General features: G+C 61.5%; 14 protein-coding genes and 1 pseudogene. 7 read left to right on the top strand and 8 right to left on the bottom strand.

Going from position 1 to position 17,382, the window contains the following annotated elements; all coding sequences use genetic code 11:
* Positions 1 to 21: 21 nt before the first annotated feature.
* A complete protein-coding gene (ddlA, locus tag SOP95_RS30010) occupies positions 22 to 1,116 on the bottom strand; it encodes a D-alanine--D-alanine ligase (RefSeq protein ID WP_323609300.1) in 1,095 nt (364 codons plus the stop codon).
* A gap of 252 nt (positions 1,117 to 1,368) precedes the next feature.
* The gene (locus SOP95_RS30005; protein WP_323609299.1) at positions 1,369 to 2,682 is read right to left on the bottom strand and encodes an MFS transporter; all 1,314 of its coding nucleotides are present in this window, start codon (positions 2,680 to 2,682) and stop codon (positions 1,369 to 1,371) included.
* Between the two features lie 201 nt (positions 2,683 to 2,883).
* On the opposite strand from SOP95_RS30005, the gene SOP95_RS30000 reads away from it, so the two are divergent.
* The 3 genes and pseudogenes from SOP95_RS30000 to SOP95_RS29990 all read left to right on the top strand — a co-directional run bounded on the left by SOP95_RS30000 (position 2,884) and on the right by SOP95_RS29990 (position 5,861).
* A complete protein-coding gene (locus tag SOP95_RS30000) occupies positions 2,884 to 4,302 on the top strand; it encodes a short-chain fatty acid transporter (RefSeq protein WP_056853286.1) in 1,419 nt (472 codons plus the stop codon).
* A 53-nt stretch (positions 4,303 to 4,355) separates the two neighbouring features.
* Positions 4,356 to 4,535 (top strand): annotated as a pseudogene (locus SOP95_RS29995) (hypothetical protein); the annotation flags it as partial.
* A 153-nt stretch (positions 4,536 to 4,688) separates the two neighbouring features.
* On the top strand, positions 4,689 to 5,861 hold the full coding sequence (locus tag SOP95_RS29990) for a hypothetical protein (protein WP_274074150.1): 1,173 nt from the start codon (positions 4,689 to 4,691) through the stop codon (positions 5,859 to 5,861).
* 74 nt (positions 5,862 to 5,935) lie between these two features.
* Here SOP95_RS29990 and can read toward each other — a convergent pair whose 3' ends face one another.
* Entirely contained in the window at positions 5,936 to 6,580 is a 645-nt protein-coding gene (gene can / locus SOP95_RS29985) for a carbonate dehydratase (RefSeq protein ID WP_274074149.1), read from the bottom strand.
* Positions 6,581 to 6,749: 169 nt separating this feature from the next.
* On the opposite strand from can, the gene SOP95_RS29980 reads away from it, so the two are divergent.
* Positions 6,750 to 7,154: a serine kinase/phosphatase gene (locus SOP95_RS29980; protein WP_323609298.1), complete on the top strand. Its 405-nt coding sequence runs from the start codon at positions 6,750 to 6,752 to the stop codon at positions 7,152 to 7,154.
* A gap of 110 nt (positions 7,155 to 7,264) precedes the next feature.
* Here the strand turns inward: SOP95_RS29980 and rimI are convergent, their stop codons facing one another.
* Together rimI and SOP95_RS29970 are read right to left on the bottom strand one after the other, a co-directional pair.
* Positions 7,265 to 7,717, bottom strand: a complete 453-nt coding sequence (rimI, locus tag SOP95_RS29975; protein WP_274074147.1) for a ribosomal protein S18-alanine N-acetyltransferase — start codon at positions 7,715 to 7,717, stop codon at positions 7,265 to 7,267.
* The gene (locus tag SOP95_RS29970; protein WP_274074374.1) at positions 7,710 to 8,450 is read right to left on the bottom strand and encodes an energy transducer TonB; all 741 of its coding nucleotides are present in this window, start codon (positions 8,448 to 8,450) and stop codon (positions 7,710 to 7,712) included. Before SOP95_RS29970 ends, rimI begins: the two co-directional genes overlap by 8 nt.
* A gap of 221 nt (positions 8,451 to 8,671) precedes the next feature.
* Between SOP95_RS29970 and mksB the strand changes: the two genes are divergently transcribed.
* Genes mksB through mksF form a run of 3 tightly spaced genes read left to right on the top strand, consistent with a single transcriptional unit; the run spans position 8,672 to position 13,477 of the window.
* Positions 8,672 to 9,949 carry an Mks condensin complex protein MksB gene (gene mksB / locus SOP95_RS29965; protein WP_323609297.1) on the top strand — a complete coding sequence of 426 codons (1,278 nt, stop codon included), beginning with the start codon at positions 8,672 to 8,674 and terminating at the stop codon, positions 9,947 to 9,949.
* Entirely contained in the window at positions 9,939 to 10,640 is a 702-nt protein-coding gene (gene mksE / locus SOP95_RS29960; protein ID WP_274074145.1) for an Mks condensin complex protein MksE, read from the top strand. Before mksB ends, mksE begins: the two co-directional genes overlap by 11 nt.
* On the top strand, positions 10,637 to 13,477 hold the full coding sequence (mksF, locus tag SOP95_RS29955) for an Mks condensin complex protein MksF (RefSeq protein ID WP_274074144.1): 2,841 nt from the start codon (positions 10,637 to 10,639) through the stop codon (positions 13,475 to 13,477). Before mksE ends, mksF begins: the two co-directional genes overlap by 4 nt.
* 185 nt (positions 13,478 to 13,662) lie before the next feature.
* Here mksF and SOP95_RS29950 read toward each other — a convergent pair whose 3' ends face one another.
* The 3 genes from SOP95_RS29950 to SOP95_RS29940 are packed head-to-tail and all read right to left on the bottom strand — an operon-like array spanning position 13,663 to position 17,228.
* Positions 13,663 to 15,966 carry a PqiB family protein gene (locus tag SOP95_RS29950; protein ID WP_274074143.1) on the bottom strand — a complete coding sequence of 768 codons (2,304 nt, stop codon included), beginning with the start codon at positions 15,964 to 15,966 and terminating at the stop codon, positions 13,663 to 13,665.
* Positions 15,959 to 16,582: a paraquat-inducible protein A gene (locus SOP95_RS29945; RefSeq protein ID WP_274074142.1), complete on the bottom strand. Its 624-nt coding sequence runs from the start codon at positions 16,580 to 16,582 to the stop codon at positions 15,959 to 15,961. Before SOP95_RS29945 ends, SOP95_RS29950 begins: the two co-directional genes overlap by 8 nt.
* Positions 16,569 to 17,228, bottom strand: a complete 660-nt coding sequence (locus SOP95_RS29940; protein WP_323609303.1) for a paraquat-inducible protein A — start codon at positions 17,226 to 17,228, stop codon at positions 16,569 to 16,571. Before SOP95_RS29940 ends, SOP95_RS29945 begins: the two co-directional genes overlap by 14 nt.
* Positions 17,229 to 17,382: the final 154 nt, after the last annotated feature.

The following is a 17,382-nucleotide window of genomic DNA, read 5'->3' as shown; positions in this document are numbered from 1 at the left end:
CGTTGGCAGGCCCGCGTCCCCTCAACGACTGATTTTCAACGCCTGCCGGGCCTGGTGTTTCGCCAGTGCCAGGTCGATCAAGCGCGTGACCAGTTCACTGTAGGTCATGCCGGCTGCCTGCCACAGTTTCGGGTACATGCTGATGCGGGTGAACCCCGGCAGCGAATTGATTTCGTTGATCAGCACTTCGCCGCTCTCGGTCAGGAAGACATCGACCCGCGCCAGGCCGGAGCAGCCCAGCAACTGGAACGCCTCGACGGCCATGGCGCGGATGCGCTCGCTGGCTTCGACGCTGATCTGGGCCGGAACCACCACCTGCGCGGCCTTTTCGTCGATGTACTTGCTGTCGTAGGAGTAAAACCCGCTGTGCACCACGATCTCGCCACAACCGCTGGCGATGGCCTCCTCGTTGCCAAGGACCGCGCATTCGATCTCGCGCCCCTTGACCGCCGACTCGATCAGCACTTTTTCATCGAAGCTCAATGCCAGCTCGACCGCCGCCGCATATTCGGCTTCGTCAGTCACCTTGCTTACACCAACGGAAGACCCCTGGTTGGCCGGCTTGACGAACAGCGGCAGGCCGAGCTTGCCGCTGACCTCGGCGAAACCCGTGCGCGCGGCGCTGGCGCGGGTCAGGGTGACGAACGGCGTGACGGCAAGGCCAGCATCACGCAACAGGCGCTTGCTGATGTCCTTGTCCATGCAGACCGCCGACCCCAGCACATCGGAACCGACAAACGGCAAATCGGCCATGCGCAGCAAGCCCTGCAGGCAACCGTCTTCGCCCAGGGTGCCGTGGACGATCGGGAAGATCACGTCGACATGGCCCAGCAATTCGGGCCCCGCCGTTTCCACCAGTTGCTGACGGGCCTTGCCCGGCACCACGGCCAATTCGCGATTGGATTGATTGAGCGCGATCAGGGCCGGGTTTTCCTGGTTCAGCAGGAAATTCGAGGGATCGTTGAGGTGCCAGTGGCCTTGCTTGTCGATGCCGATCAGCACCGGCTCGAAGCGCGAACGGTCCAGTGCATCGACAATGTTTTTCGCCGACTGTAGCGACACCTCGTGCTCAGCCGACCGCCCGCCAAAAATAACGCCCACACGCAGTTTACTCATTGCCTGACCCCATGGTGGATGTGCTTGCAACCCGGATAGCCGTCACGTTACGGCTGCAAGGTCTTGGCGTCCAGCGGCTCGCCGATGGTCTGTAGGAGCGAGCTTGCTCGCGAAGGTTTTGAAAGCGCTGCGTTCATTCAGGAAGCACGCGTAATCGTTAGCCTCCATCGCGAGCAAGCTCGCTCCTACAGTGAAGAGCGCTTGAAAATTGTCCTGCAAATATAAGGAAACCGCGCCAGTCACCCTTGCCCATCACGCCGCACCGGCGGCCGGACACCCGGCGATGCTCTGCATCCGTGTGCCGAAATACGCCGCGCTGAGCACGCCCACCGCGCCCATCACTGCGCAGAAGATCACGCAGATCCAGGGGCTCCACGGCATCAGGCCGATCAATAGCAAAGGCGTGATGCTCGCCCAGGCGGCGTAGGCAATGTTGTAGGTGAAGGAAATACCCGAGACGCGAATCCGCGCCGGGAACAGGCTGACCATCACCGACGGCACCGCGCCCACCACCCCGCAACTCAGGCCGGCCACCGCGTAAGCCAGGCCGACCCAGTTGCCACCGCTGATCAGGCAGCTATAGAGCACGCTGATGCCCAAGGGCAGCAGCAGGCTATAGAGCATCACGGTGCGCCAGGCGCCGATGCGATCGACCAGCAAACCGGCGAGCACGCAGCCGATGTTCAGGAAAACGATGCCCAGTGCGCTCAGGGCGAAGGTGTGGCTGGCGGTCATGCCGAAGGTTTTCTGCATCATGGTCGGGGTGATGACCACGAACACCACTACCGCGGAGGTCAGCACGCAGGTGAGGATCATCGCCGGCAGCAGGGCCAGGCGATGTTCGCGCAGGACCGCCCGCAGCGGCAACTCGACGGCCGCCTCACGCCGTGCCTGCATGGCCATGAACACCGGGGTTTCGCTGAGCCAGCGCCGCAGCCAGACGCCAATCACGCCAAACACCCCGCCCAACAGGAATGGGTAACGCCAGGCGTAGTCGAGGATTTCAGCCGGGGTGAAGGCCTGCGCCAGGAACGTCGCCGTCAGGGCGCCGAGCAAGTAACCGAAGGTCAGCCCCGCCTGCAGGAAGCCCAGGGCGTAGCCGCGATGGCCGGCCGGCGCGTGTTCGGCCACGAAGACCCAGGCGCTCGGCACTTCGCCCCCCACCGCCGCGCCCTGGAGCACGCGCAGGGCCAGCAGCAGCAGCGGCGCGAAATAGCCGATCTGCGCATAGGTCGGCATGATCCCGATCAGCAGGCACGGCAGCGCCATCATCAGGATGCTCAGGCTGAACACCTTCTTGCGCCCCAGGCTGTCGGCGAAATGCGCCATCAGGATTCCGCCCAGGGGCCGCGCCAGGTACCCGGTGACGAAGATGCCAAAGCTTTGCAGCAGGCGCAGCCACTCGGGCATTTCCGGCGGGAAAAACAACTGGCTCAAGGTCAGGGCGAAAAATACGAAGATGATGAAGTCGTAGATTTCCAGCGCGCCGCCGAGGGCCGCGAGCCCCAGGGTCTTGTAGTCCGAGCGGCTGAACGGCAGCGGACGTGGATCGGTATTGGCAGTCATGTAAAGAACTCTGGCACAGGCAAAAACCAAGGCGCCCATGGTCTACGCAAACGCGCCGGCGGACAACCCGTTAGACCAAAGTCCCATAGGCGCAAAAACAGCGCCGCAAAAAGCATGCGCTTGAATTAATGTTGGCGTCTGTCCAGTGGGGCCCCTGCGGCCCCGAAGACCACAACAAACATAAAAATTCGAGGTAGTCCCGTGGCCGCTGATATCGAAGATACCCGCTCCGCCCGCTTTGCCCTGCGCTGTTCAAGTTTTGCCGAACGCTGGTTCCCCGACTCCTGGGTGTTTGCCGCCCTGGCGGTGATCATCGTTGCTGTGGCCACCATGGCCATGGGCGCCAAGCCGACTGACGCGGCCATGGCCTTTGGTGACGGCTTCTGGAGCCTGATCCCGTTCACCATGCAAATGGCGTTCGTGGTGATTGGCGGTTATGTGGTCGCCAGTTCGCCACCGGCGGTAAAGCTGATCGACCGCCTGGCGAAGTTGCCGAAAAACGGGCGCTCCGCCGTGGCCTGGGTGGCGCTGATCTCCATGGTCGCGTCGCTGCTCAACTGGGGTCTGTCGCTGGTGTTCGGCGGTCTGCTGGTGCGTGCACTGGCGCGCCGTACGGACCTGAAGATGGACTACCGCGCCGCGGGTGCGGCGGCGTACCTGGGGTTGGGCGCGGTGTGGGCCCTGGGCTTGTCGTCGTCGGCTGCGCAGTTGCAGGCCAACCCGGCCAGCCTGCCGCCGTCGATCCTGTCGATCACCGGGGTGATTCCTTTCACCCAAACGATCTTTCTCTGGCAATCGGGGGTCATGTTGCTGGCCTTGATCGTCATCTCGCTGATCATCGCCTACGCCACCGCCCCCGGCCCGAACACGGCGCGAGACGCCGAGGCCTGTGGCGTCGACCCGAGCTTCAACCTGCCACCGCTGCAACCGCGCACCCGTCCCGGCGAATGGCTGGAACACAGCCCGCTGCTGACCATCCTGCTGGTGCTGCTGGCGGCTGGATGGCTGTTCCATGAGTTTTCCACCAAACCTGCGATCAGTGCGATCTCCGGCCTGAACACCTACAACTTCCTGTTCATCATGCTCGGTGCCCTCCTGCACTGGCGCCCGCGCAGCTTCCTCGACGCGGTGTCCCGCGCAGTGCCAACCACCACCGGCGTGCTGATCCAGTTCCCACTGTACGGTTCGATCGCCGCGCTGATGACCACGGTCAAAGGTGCCGATGCGCAGACCCTGGCCCACCACATCTCGACCTTCTTCGTCAGCATTGCCTCCCACGACACCTATGCCCTGCTGATGGGCGTGTACTCGGCGATCCTGGGGTTCTTCATTCCGTCCGGCGGCGGCAAGTGGATCATCGAAGCGCCGTATGTGATGCAAGTGGCCAACGACCTGAACTACCACCTGGGCTGGGCCGTGCAGATCTACAACGCCGCCGAGGCCCTGCCCAACCTGATCAACCCGTTCTACATGCTGCCACTGCTGGGCGTGCTGGGGTTGAAGGCGCGGGACTTGATCGGATTCTCGTTCGTTCAGTTGCTGGTGCACACGCCGTTGGTGCTGCTGTTGCTGTGGGCACTGGGGACGACGCTGGCGTATACGCCACCAGTGATGCCGTAAGGGCACGGCTAGTTTTTCCTGGTCCTCCCGTATCAGCGGGTCGGACCAGGGAGAACAATGTGACGGCCTTTCAGAAAGCGATGGATGTCGCCATGCAGTTACTGCAGAGCGCCGTCATCGATGCCAAAAAAGCCAGGCTGAGCGATACCGGTGAGGCCATCGTCAAGGATGCGGTGACCGCACAGGTTGAATACTTGCGCGCCGGCAGCCAATTGGCGCTGCGGCTATTGTGATTGCCTGACCTCTCGCCAGCCCGCAAACACTGATCGCGGGCTGGATCGCAGGCTTGAAAAAAAAATGCGGGAGGCCTGTTTTTCTGCATCATTGTGTTGATCCAGTATGACGTGCGATCTTGGTATCGCGACCCCGCTGAAAAGGATCTGAGCATGCTTAAACTCGCCGGACTCACCCTCGCTGCCCTCACCCTGAGTACCGCTGCCCACGCCGATGTCGCCCTGAAACTGGGCAGTACCGAACGCGTTACCCGCCTCTTCGCCTACCCCAACAACTGCAACGTGATCTGCTATCGCAACTGGACGCTGGAGCAGACCGTCGAGCATTACCTGACTCAAAGCGTGCAGCGCGATGGCTATGGCGAAGCGAAGGTGCTGGTGAAAACCGATAACGGTCAGCTGCATGCCGAAATAACCGGTGTCCCCAATGGCTATGAAAAGCCCTTGGCAGCACTGCTGGACGCCGGCGACCTGGCCTACAACGGCGCCAGCAAACTGAACGCCGACGGTAAGTGGGGCTACAGCTGGTATTTTTTCCTGCCGCTGGGCATGGCGCTGGAGAACCGCAGAAGCGTCGAACTGTTGCACTTCCCGCCCGATTATTCGCTGACCCAGGCCCAGGATTACCTGAAATCGGCCACCTCGGATCGCTGGGCCACACTGCTGACCGTCAATGGCATTCCGGCCGAGCAGACGCCGGGCTACCAGACGATCATCGATATCGCCCCGATTGCTGCGCCGTCGAACGCCGGCAAGGACCTGGCAGGCGTCTACGACTACTTCAAGGACTACCAGACCACCATGGTCAAGCAGGTCACCCAGCACGCCAGCGGCATGGCATTGCCCATGGTGGCCTTCGGTGTACCGGTGCGTAACTGGGTCAAGCAGCAATACGGGCCAACCATGAACGTGTTGAGCCTGGTGACGATCAGCCCGGTCGACGGGGTCAAGGTACCGGTATTGGGCGCCAACCATCCGAGCTACATCTGGTACGCCGCCGATCCGGCCAGCTACACCGGCAAGGATGCCCAGGGCCAGGCCGATACCGCGGGCCTGAAAGTCATGGCCCAGGATTTGAGTGTCGCGTGCTGGCAGGCCGCCATGGGCCGTGAACCGGACAGCAATCCTGATGTGGAGCTAAAAAGCTGCACCCAGACCTGGCAAGTGGCCCAGGCCGACAAGACCTGTGCGCTGTTCTACACCTCGATCCGCAAGCTGACGACCGCACAGGCCGCGGGCAAATGTGCGACCGCCTCGATCAAAGCCCAGCTCAAACTGCTCAAGGCACCAGCGCCAGCCCCGGCGATCCCGGCTCCGGCGCTGTAACCCGATGAACGGCAGTCGCCGACGGCCAGGTGTTTTTGCAACACCGGCGTCGGCGCACGCTGTGCTGAAGGGCTTTACTGGGTCTCGACCGGACGCAGTCGGTACTGCGGTGGCAACTGCTCGAAACCGCTGATGGTGGTGTTCAGGCTTTTCCAGCGACCGTCCTTGATGCCATAGATGCAACCATGGATCGACAGGCTCTGCCCGCGGTGCCAGGCGTTTTGCACAATGCTGGTATGGGCGACGTTGGCCACCTGCTGGATCACGTTGAGTTCGCAGAGGCGGTCGACCTGCTCCTCTTCGGTGGCCAGTTTGGCCAGCTCTTCGCGCTTCTCGTAGTAGAGATCGCGAATCGACCGCAGCCAGCCGTCGATCAGGCCGAACTGGCGATCCTGCATCGAGGCGCGCACGCCGCCACAACCATAGTGACCGGTCACGAGGATGTGTTTGACCTTGAGCACGTCCACCGCGTACTGGATCACCGACAGGCAATTGAGGTCCGTGTGCAACACCACGTTGGCCACGTTGCGGTGCACGAACAGGTCGCCCGGCAGCATGCCGACGATCTCGTTGGCCGGCACCCGCGCATCGGAACAGCCGATCCACAGGTACTCCGGGGTTTGTTGACGAGCCAGCTTGGCGAAGAAGTCAGGATCTTCTTTGGTGATCGCGTCGGCCCAGCGCTCGTTGTTATCGATCAGATCTTGTAATTCGTTCATGCAATGAAGCCTCGGTAATGGTGCGCAGGTTTGACAGACAACCGCCCGTCGGGGTCACGCGCGTTATGCAGTTGCCACGCTGATACCTGCCCATGGCACTCCATGCCGGTTGAATTCTCTGCAACCCAGTGGGTCCACCCTAGTAAGGCTAACAGTATGAGGAATTGCCATGACTGATTCACGACGTCCGTACGATGCGGTGCAACCGGAACCCATCGATGATAACGAAGACCGCATGGGCTCGGTACATGAGCTGGATTTTGACGCGGACGAACCCAGCGCAAAAATCGGCGATGAATTGCCGCAAAAGGAACGCGAAACACTGATGCCCGAGGAGCGCGTGCGTGAAGCCGGCATGACGGGCGCATCGACCGATGACCATGAACCTACCGATGACGACATGAGTCCGGAAACGCTTATTCGTGAAGACGGTGCCCGGGATGCCCAGGAAGCGGGTGACGGTGACCAGGCCGATTGGGACTTGAGCATTGTCGATGAAGACGACATTGGTGGGGGCAATGGGTTGGATGAGGCGGAGATGGCGCAGCGCGATCCGCTGGACAGAAAACGCTGATCTGCGGATTAACCTGTAGGAGCTGCCGAAGGCTGCGATCTTTTGCTCTTAAAAAATCAAGATCAAAAGATCGCAGCCTGCGGCAGCCCCTACAAAGGCATCTACGGTGATCAATCGACGAGGGTGCAGGCCATCACCACCGCATCTTCACGCCCGCCGACCGCCGGGTAGTAATCCCGTCGCCGCCCAATCTCATTGAAGCCATAGCGCTCATACAACTTGAATGCCGCGGTATTGCTGTCGCGCACTTCCAGGAAGCATTCCCGGGCATCAGCCTTGTAGGCGATCGCCATCAAGTGCTCCAGCAACGTCAAACCCAGGCCGCGGCCCTGGTTTTCCGGCTTGACGGTGATGTTGAGCAGATGCGCCTCGTCCAGAATGATCTGCACCACCCCATGGCCCACCTGCTGCTGGCCTTCGAACATCAGCCAGATCTGGTACTTGCCCAGGCCATCGAGAAAAATCCCGCGGGTCCAGGGATGGCTGTAGGCCGCGTACTCGATCTTCAGAACAGTTTCCAGGTCCGCCTCGGTCATCGGGCGGAACGATACAGCGTCACTCATTCGATTCATTCCAGCGCGCCATCAGCCGACGCATGGCTTGCCACACGGCGGCCTTGCGCTGTGGCTCTTCCATTAACAATTCCAGGCCCGGTACTGCCCAGGCCGAGCCCAGTCCTTCGATCTGCAGTTCGCGGTTGAACGCATCGGCGTCCGCCTCACCGGCAAACCGCACCGCGGGCAGGCCGATCAGCCAGAGGCAGGCGCATGGCGCTTCTTCCATGCGCACCGAGAGGAAACCCTGGACAAAATCACGGGCCGCCTCCGGGCCCTGGTCCATCGTCCCGCGCACCAGCAGCGGCCAGCGTACCGGCTCGCCGACGATCTGCGGGCTGTCCGGCAGACCGGCGGCGCGCAGCATGTCCTTGAGCAGCAGATACGCGGGATCGCGGGCCTGGAACGCTTCGCCTGTGGGTAACTCCACCAGCAGCAGGCAGCGGCCGGCTCGCAGCAGTTGCAGGGCGAAGCGCGGTGGCGGCACGGGCGCGACCCTGGCGACTACCGGGGCTTCCTCGACCTCAGGTTTGGCGCCGGTGCGCGTGCTCGCCAACGATGGCCGCGGCACCTCGATCTTCACCCGTTCGGCCGGTTTTACCGCAGGCGCAGCGGGCGCTTCGACCACAGGTAAAGGTGCTACGGGCGCAGCGACCAGCGGCTCGGGCGGTTCCAGCAGCTCGGGCCGCGACGGGGCGGCAAAGGGCAATTCGGTGCGCGGCAGCCAGTTGACCACCTGCATGGCGTTCAAATAAGCGCGACGACGGGACTCGATAAGCAAAGGTCGGCCACTTGTGGATAACTAAAAGTGCGCCGATTCTACCGCCCTTCGCACAAGATCGCCCGCTGTTGATCGATAGACTTCTCATATAGAAAAAGCGACAGCCCGTCCCGAGAGTGAATCGATAGGTCCTCGATGCAGTACAATCGCCGCTTTTAATCGCCAACCAGCCGGCCATTCCGATGATCGAACCCAAGCGCGTCTTGCGCGCCCTCGCTGAACACTGGGCACTTCTGGAGCCACTGTGTGAGCATTTCGACCAAGGCACCCTGAGCCTCAACGAATTGCGCATGCAACTGGCCGCCCAGCAACTCGACAGTACGCCGCAGGACATCACCAGCCTGCTGGACGTGTGGATTCGCCTCGATATCCTGGTTCCCGTGGCGAAAAGCCCGAACCGTTTCGAGCTCAACGCGCAAATCCACGACTTCCTCGCCTACCTGCGCCGTGAACACCGTTTGGGCCTGTGCCTGGAAATCGAAGCCTATCTGCGCCATCTCGAGCGTCTGGCCGGCTACATCCAGGACGCCTTCGACATCCGCGACGGCAACGACCTGGCCCGCCAGCTGCGCCTGCTCGACATGCGGGTTCGCGATGTACTGAAAAAACTCGATAACGACGAACAGGCACTGGTGGCCGTCGCCGAAAGGGCGAAAACCAGCGACCGACAGATTCCGCTGCGCCAGCGTTACGCCGAGGTGCTGGCGACCTGGGACGAATACGTCGAGCCGATGATCGATCTGGTGAACGCCGACGGCGCCTTCGAACAAGGCGTGCGCAAGGTCGAAACCGTGCTGCTTAAGATGCTCTCCGAGCAGCAACGCCTCGGTCATCTGGTCGACGACGACATGCTGCTGCGCACCCACGCGCGCATCCTCGAAATGCAGACCAGTGCCCAGTTGACCCTGCGTCACGCGCGCGAACTGTTGCTGCCGCTGCGGGAAGAGGCGCGTCGTCACAACGCCGTCACCCGTGGCGCAGCACTGGCCCTGGCGGCCATTCGCCGCAAAGGCATCGATGCCGTGCCGCAGGCAGCCATGCCGTTGTTCACCCGGCCGCAAAGCACCTTCCTCGGCAGCGCCAGCCAGGTCGAGGCCTACGTGTACGCCCTGGCCCGATTCGAACCGAAACCGGCGCGCTTCCCCAAGGCCCACAAGACCCAGAAAGGCGAAGCCCCGCGTGCGCCACGCACGGTTCGTGAAATGCTCGAACGCTGCGAAGACGCCCTGCCGATGCCGGACCTGATGACCTGGCTGCTGGAGCAGGAACCGGACGGCGCCACCGACGAATTGCTGTACTGGTTCTCGCGCCTGTCCCGGGAAAAACGCTTCAAGCGCGAACGCCTGGAACGTCGCGAGTACCACACACACGAGCACCAGGTCAGCCTGCGCTCCTTCGCCCTGCTCTCGGTCGGCGACGACGCCATCGAGAATTCTGCGAGCACCCCCAATGCATCTTGATCTTTCCGAACTGTCCCAGCTGGCACCGATCTTTCGCGAGCTGTTCAAGGGTTACCACGTCAGCCGCCGCGATCCTGAGCTGTATGCGCAGCTGTCGAACTTCCAGGACCAGTACCGCACGCTGTTCAAGGCCCTGGGCTTTGAACTGGTCTGCGACACCCGTGGTTTCTACTACTTCGTGCCGGACGGGGCCGCCGCAACGGTAAACAAGACCGCCCAGCGCCTGGCGCTGTTCACTTTCATCCTCGTCGAGCACCTGGCCGACCAGGGCCGCGACCCGATCGCCGTACTCGACGGCGGCAGCCTCGGTCGCGATGAACTGCCCTCGCTGCTGGAAAAATACCGCGACCTGTTCATCCAGGCTGAAGTGCAGACCCAGGATGAGCTGGAAGAAAAGATTATGCGGCGCATGACCCAGCTTGGCTTCGCCGGCGAAGAAAACGGCGTGTACCGCTTCCTGCCGCCGATGCACCGCTTCCTCGATGTGTGCCTGTCGGTGCAGCAGGACCGTGACCTGGCGGCCAGCCTGCACAGCGTATTGCCACTGCCGGTACCCGTGCTGATCGACGAAGACAGTGACGAAAAACTGCTGCAGACCGACGACCCGCTCGACCTCGCCGAATTTTCCGATGAAAGCGAAGAAGACGCCCTGGCCCGCGCCATTGCCGAAGAACAGGAGCTCGACGCATGAGCAAGGAACGCTACGGCATCCGCCGCTTTGCCCTTTTGAACACCGCCGGCTACAGCCTCGGCCTGTTCCCGCTGGAAGAGCCACTGTCGGTCTACGGCGCGAACAACCTCGGTAAATCCGCTTCGATCAACGCCCTGCAGTTCCCGATCCTGGCGCGCATGTCGGACATGAGCTTCGGCAAGTACAGCCTGGAACAATCCCGGCGTTTCTACTTCGCCTCCGACACCAGCTACATCCTGGTGGAAGTGAACCTGCCACACGGTCCTCACGTGATCGGCGTGGTCGGACGTGGCCCGGGTGGCGGCTTCGGTCACCAGTTCTTCGCCTATGCCGGCCAGCTGGACCTGGCGCACTACCAGAAAAACGACACCTGCCTGCGCCAGAAAGAGCTGTTCAGCAACCTGGAGCGCGAAGGCCTGAAAGCCTACGAACTCAAGCCCGATGAACTGCGGCGCCTGCTGGTCGGTGGCCACACCTCGATCCCGCTGGACCTGACCCTGATCCCGCTGCGCTCCACCAGCGAACAGAGCCTGAAGACCTTCCGCGCCTTGTTCATCAACCTGCTGCACATGCGCGAAATCACCGCAGCCAAGCTCAAGCAACTGTTCCTCGATGCCTTCGAGCACAGCTTGCGCTCCGGTAGCGTCGACTACATCGCCGCGTGCGAAGAAGCCTTCCGTGATGTACGACGCATGGAACAGGACTACCACTCGCTGGTGGCCGCCGGCCCATTGGTCGAAGCCCTGGCCAACGGCGTGAAGCAGCGCGACATCCTGCGCGGCAAGCTGCACCGGATCTCGCCGCTGCTCGACTCCCTGCTCGGCACCTGGTCGGACTACGCCAGTGCCCGCAAGGAAGAGCTGACCCTCCAGGCCGAGCACTATCGCCACGAGCAGGACGCCCTGCAGAACGATCAACGTGGCGGCACCCAGGAGCTGATGCGCCTGGAGCGGGAAATCACCGGCATCCAGCGCTGGCTCGGCGAGCTGTCGGTGCTCAAGCATCGCTTCGCGCTGATCGATGACGTCAAGGTGCTCGAGCAACAATTGCTCGCAGCGAAAGATGCTCACGACGAGCTGGCAGGTGCCCTGGCGCAATCGCGTCAGTTCAGCGCCGAGGACCTGGAAGAACGCCTGCGCGACCTGGAAAAACGCCTGAAGTCGGTCAAGCAGCAACTCGACCACGCCGACAACAACAGCTACGCCCGCCTGCGCGAGGAATTCTCGCAGCAGGACGTCGAGCGCCTGATGCGCCTGTTCAACAGCGCACTGTTCAGCCTGCCCCTGGGTGAACACGGCATCAGCCTGGACGAGAATGGCGACTGGGTGAAATCCGTGGAACTGATCCTCGATGGTTTCAAGGGCGAGCGCTTCGAAGTGCCGGGCCTGTCCATCGACATCTCGCACATCGAGCCACCGGCTCTGCAAGCCCTGGCCGACCGCGCGGCGCTGCGCGATCAGAAGGAACGCCTGGAAAAAGAACTCAAGCAACTGAAAACCCAGCAGGCCGTGGCCGCCGACCGCGCCGCGAGCAAGACCCAGACCGAAGCGCTGTACCAGCAAGTGCTGGATGCACAGAAAGCCCTGGAAGATTTCCGTCGCGCGCAAACCCTGAGCGCCGAGGAAGGCGACAAGCTCGAACAGCTGGCGCAGATGGAAGCCGCCCAAGACGAATTGAAGCGTTCCAGCGATGCCTTCACCGAGCGTGTCCAGCAACTGTCGGCCAAGCTGCAACTGGTCGGCCGCCAGATCGGCGACATGGAAGCCAAGCAGCGCACCCTCGACGACGCCCTGCGCCGCCGTCAGTTGTTGCCGGCGGACCTGCCGTTCGGCACGCCGTTCATGGACCCGGTCGACGATTCCATGGATAACCTGCTGCCACTGCTCAACGACTATCAGGACAGCTGGCAGGGCCTGCTTCGTGCCGATGGGCAGATCGAGGCGCTGTACGCCCAGGTGCGCCTCAAGGGCGTGGCCAAGTTCGACAGCGAAGACGATATGGAACGTCGTCTGTCACTGTTGATCAACGCGTACGCGCACCGCACCGATGAAGCCCTGACCCTGGGCAAGGCCCGTCGAGCGGCCGTGACAGATATCGCCCGGACCCTGCGCAACATCCGCAGCGACTACGACAGCCTCGAACACCAGCTGGCGCTGTTCAACCGCGAGATCAACAAGCGCCAGGTGTCCAACCTGCAAAGCTTCCGCATCGTGCTGGCGCCGAACAAGGAAGCACTCAAGCACATCGACCAGATCATCCACAGCGCCGGCCAGTATGAAGAAGGCGAGACGCTGTCGGTCTTCGACCTCAGCCAGAGCGCCGAGCAGGACAACAAGAACGAAGAGGCCAAGGAATACCTGGCGCGGCTGGTGGCGGCAAACCACAACCAGCTCGGCCTCAAGGACTTGTTCGAGCTGGCGTTCGAGATCACCAAGGTCAACGGATCGCCGGTGATCCACACCGACATCGACGGCGCCGCGTCCAACGGCACCACCATGACCATCAAGGCGCTGACCAACATGTATTTGTTGCTGCACTTGATGGACCGCGACCTGGCCGGGCGTGTGCGCTTGCCGTACTACCTCGACGAGGCCGCGGACATCGACGAGAAGAACCAGGCGGCCTTGCTGGAAACCAGCCTGCAACTGGGCTTCGTGCCGATCCTGGCGAGTGTGAAGCCGCAGGTTTGCGCCAGTGTCGCCATCGACCTGGAAGGCGGCAGCGGCCCGGCGGGCATCTACATCGATGAGGAGGACTGGAAGTACATCCGTCGTCACGAACCGGTGAAGGCGTCAGTGAATGTCGAAGCGGATGAGCCGGAGCTGGATGCGGTTTGAGTTGAACCGCTAGATGCGAAAAGGCCGCTATCCAATGGATCGCGGCCTTTTTTTGTGGTTCTTTCAGTGCTCTTCAGGGCCTCTTCGCGAGCAAGCCCGCTCCCACAGTGGACCGGTGTACATAAGTCCATTGTGGGAGCCAGCCTGCTGGCGATGGCGTCATCACTGACGCCACATACTCCCTGTTACTTGCCGAGCGGAATCTTCGGCGCCCAGGTCAGCCATTCCTCTTCGAACTTGTCGAACAGCGCAAACGTCTGCTCCGGCCGCGCCGGGTTGCCCATGCGCTCGCCGTCTGGCGTAGCGAAGGCAACACCGCCCTGGATCATGGTCTCCAGCGACTCGGTGCGCACCGTTGCCCCTCTGAACAGGCCAACATCGAAATCAAACCCGCTGGTGTTCCAGAAGCGTGTGCCGCTGCGTACCAATGGCGCGTACTTCGGCTCGATCAGGATGCGGATCAACACTCGATCAGCCGTCTGCCCCAGCTCGTAACCCGTGACCTTGCCCACGGTGATTTCGCGATAAGTCACCGGTACCCCGGGTTTCAGCGAACCACGGCGAGGAGCGCTCAACACCAGGCTCAAGCCGGCTTCCTGCCTGGCGGTTTCCGGTGGACTGGCCAGCGCCACGAAGTTTTTCTGCGGCCCCAGGTTCTTCGCAGCCGGTTGCACCTCGATGTACTGCCCGGTGACCAATGTTTCCAGGTTGGACGTCTTGATCAACCCCAGCTCGGGCTTGACCACCCAGAACTGACTGCCGACGCGCGCGATGCGCTCCGGCACTTCATCGATCCGCGCCGTCAGCAGCACCGACTGCAGGTCGTCACTCAGATCGACGTCTTCGATCTTGCCGACATCCAGCCCCTTGAAGCGGATCGGTGTGCCGGTATGCAGGCCATCGGCACGGTCGACCTTGAGGGTGATCACCGTGCCTTTCTGGTTGGCTAGCTCATGGCTGGCGAACAGGCGGAAACGCGGGATGCGCTTCTGCAAGGGCGCCTTGGCCTCCGGTGTTTCAAAGGCGATGCCGCCCGCCATCAGGCTTTGCAACGATTCGCTCTTGACCTGGATCCCGCCGGTCAGCCCCCCGGTCAACGTGATGCCACTGGCATTCCAGAATCGAGTGGAGGCGTTGACCAGGTCTTCGTATTCCTTCTCGATATGGACGCCAATCACCAGCTGTTTCTTCTTGCGCGAAAACTGATAACTCTGGACCGAGCCCACCTTGACCTGCTTGTAGAGCACCGGGCTGCCCACTTCCAGCGAGCCGAGGTTATCGGTGAACAACACCAGGTGCAGACCCGGGGCACGCAAATCCAGCGGCGGCGCCTTGGGCCGTGCGACAAACTCGCGTTGCGGCGCGGCGCCTTTGTCCCCCGGACGCACGGCGATGTAGTTACCCTTGACCAGTGCTTCAAGGCCGGTGATGCCCGCCAGGGAGATCGACGGCTTGACCACCCAGAACTGGGTGCCATCGACCAGGTAATCCTCGGCCAGCGGGTCCAGCGTCAACTCGGCGCTGGCACCGGACAAATCGGGATCGACCTTGAGCGCCTTGAGGGTGCCGACCTGGATGCCTTTGTACATCACCGGCGTACGGCCAGCCTGCAAGCCTTCGAAGTCAGTCAGCTTGACCTTGACCTTGATACCGGCAGCGGCCGCGTCGAAGTCCTCATACAGACGGAACGGCAGGCTCGGATCGGTCGGCGGGCTGTCCTTGCGGTTTTCAGGCGTGGCAAACGCAATACCGCCAGCCACAATACTGGCCAGGGACTCACTGCGTACTTTTACCCCGGACAGGTTGGCGTCGATGCTGATGCCGCTGGCGTTCCAGAAGCGCGTGTGTTTGCGCACCAGCTTGGCGTAGGTCGGCTCGATGAAGACCTTGAGTTCAACCGTACTCTGGTCTTCTGATAGCACGTAGCTTTTGATCTGCCCGACCTTGATCTGCTTGTAGAACACCGGGCTGCCACGGTTCAGCGAACCCAGGCGATCGGCCTTGATCGTCAGGTGCAGGCCTGGCTGGGCGTCGGACAGCGGCGGCTCCTCGGCCAGGGCCTTGAACTTGCGGGTAGGCTCGCCCTCACCCGGACTGACTGCGACATAGTTACCCGAAACAAGCGTCTCCAGGCCGGTGATACCGGCCAGCGTCACGCTCGGCTTGACCAGCCAGAAGCGCGTGCTGGTGCGCAGGTATGGCTCCACGTCCTTGTTCATCTCGACGGTCGCGATCACACCTTTGGAGCTGCCTTCGTCATCAAGCTTGAGGGTTTTCACCTTGCCGACCGACATGCCCTTATAAACGACTTCGGTCTTGTTGGCCTGGATACCTTCACCGCTTTCGAAACGTACCTGAATCTCGATACCGGTTTCGTTGTAGGCACGCCAGCCAAGCCAGCCGCCGATGATCAAGGCGATCAGGGGCAGAATCCAGATGGCAGACCAGTTCGAGGCCGGTCGGGTTTTCGCTACGGGCAAATCAGTCATGGTCGTCGTCCGACTCCGTGTTATCCCAAATCAGTCGGGGATCGAAAGTTACTGCGGCAAGCATCGTCAGAATCACTACGCTGGCGAACGCGATGGCGCCAAGATTGGCTTCGATGCTGGCAAGCCGTCCAAAATTCACGAGCGCCACCAGGATGGCGATCACAAAGATATCGAGCATCGACCAGCGGCCGATGAACTCGATAAAGCGGTACATCCATATTCGCTGGCGGGCCGAGAGTGGCTGGTGGCGCTGCACGGAAAACAGCAACAGTGCGATACCCACCAGCTTGAACGTGGGCACCATGATGCTGGCGATAAACACCACCGCGGCGATGGGAATCATGCCGTGCTGAACCAGTTCGATCACTCCGGACATGATGGTGCTCGGATCACCCTTGCCCAGGGAGCTCACGGTCATGATCGGCAGCAGATTGGCCGGTATGTAAAGAATGGCGGCGGTGATCAGCAACGCCCAGGTCCGCGTCAAACTGTTCGGGCGGCGGGCATGCACCAGCGCGCCGCAGCGAGTGCAGACCTGTTCGTCGGTATCAGCTTCCTGCTTGTTCAATTCATGGCATTCCGCGCAAATCAGAATGCCTGCATCAATCGCCCGCATGGGCATCCTCTCCTGATAAAGCCTGCCAGATCTGGTGAGGAGACATCACGACCTCCAGCCAGACCTGAACCAACAACAATCCAATGAAGCATGCCAGGCCCAGGCCGATGGTCATTGCTGCCATATCTGCCAGCTTGACGATCGCCACCAGTACGCCCATGAGGTAAACCTCGAGCATCCCCCAGTCCCGCAAATGGTGGTAAATCCGGTAGAGCAGCAAGCCGTAGCTACGCCCGACGTCAAAACGGATGCTCAGCAACACCACCAGTTGGCAGAGCAGCTTGAGCAACGGAATCGCCATGCTGCACAGGAACACAATGACTGAAACGCTTTGCATGCCTGTATCGAACAGCGCGACAACCCCGCTCCAGACCGTGTCTTGCGATGATTGCCCGAGCAGGTTGAGTTGCATGATGGGTAAAAAGTTCGCCGGGATATACAACAGCAGTGCCGCAATCACCAGGGCGAGACTACGCTGCACGACGTTGTATCGATGGGCATAGAGTTCGTAACCACATCGCGGGCACAGGGCTTTCTCGCCATGGGCGAGCTCGGGCTTGCGCAACAGCAAGTCGCACTCATGGCATGCCACCAAATCGCTTAGCGGTAATTCTGACAGCTTTGAGGTGTCAACCGGCTCTGGCATATGACGCTCTGACTCCGAAAAAGTTGGGCCTATTCTAGTGCCATGAATCAAAAATAACTGTGCCAATTTGTGCACGAGTCTTTCTCGCGGACAAAGACAAAACCCCTACCTGCATGCGCAGATAGGGGTTTTGGAATTTAATCTTGACGATGAC

Origin of the sequence: Pseudomonas sp. YuFO8, from assembly GCF_035065025.1 — a bacterium.
Classification (GTDB): domain Bacteria; phylum Pseudomonadota; class Gammaproteobacteria; order Pseudomonadales; family Pseudomonadaceae; genus Aquipseudomonas; species Aquipseudomonas putida_AE.
The sequence above is the reverse complement of the archived record's forward strand: the minus strand, read 5'-3'. Positions and strand labels throughout refer to the sequence as shown.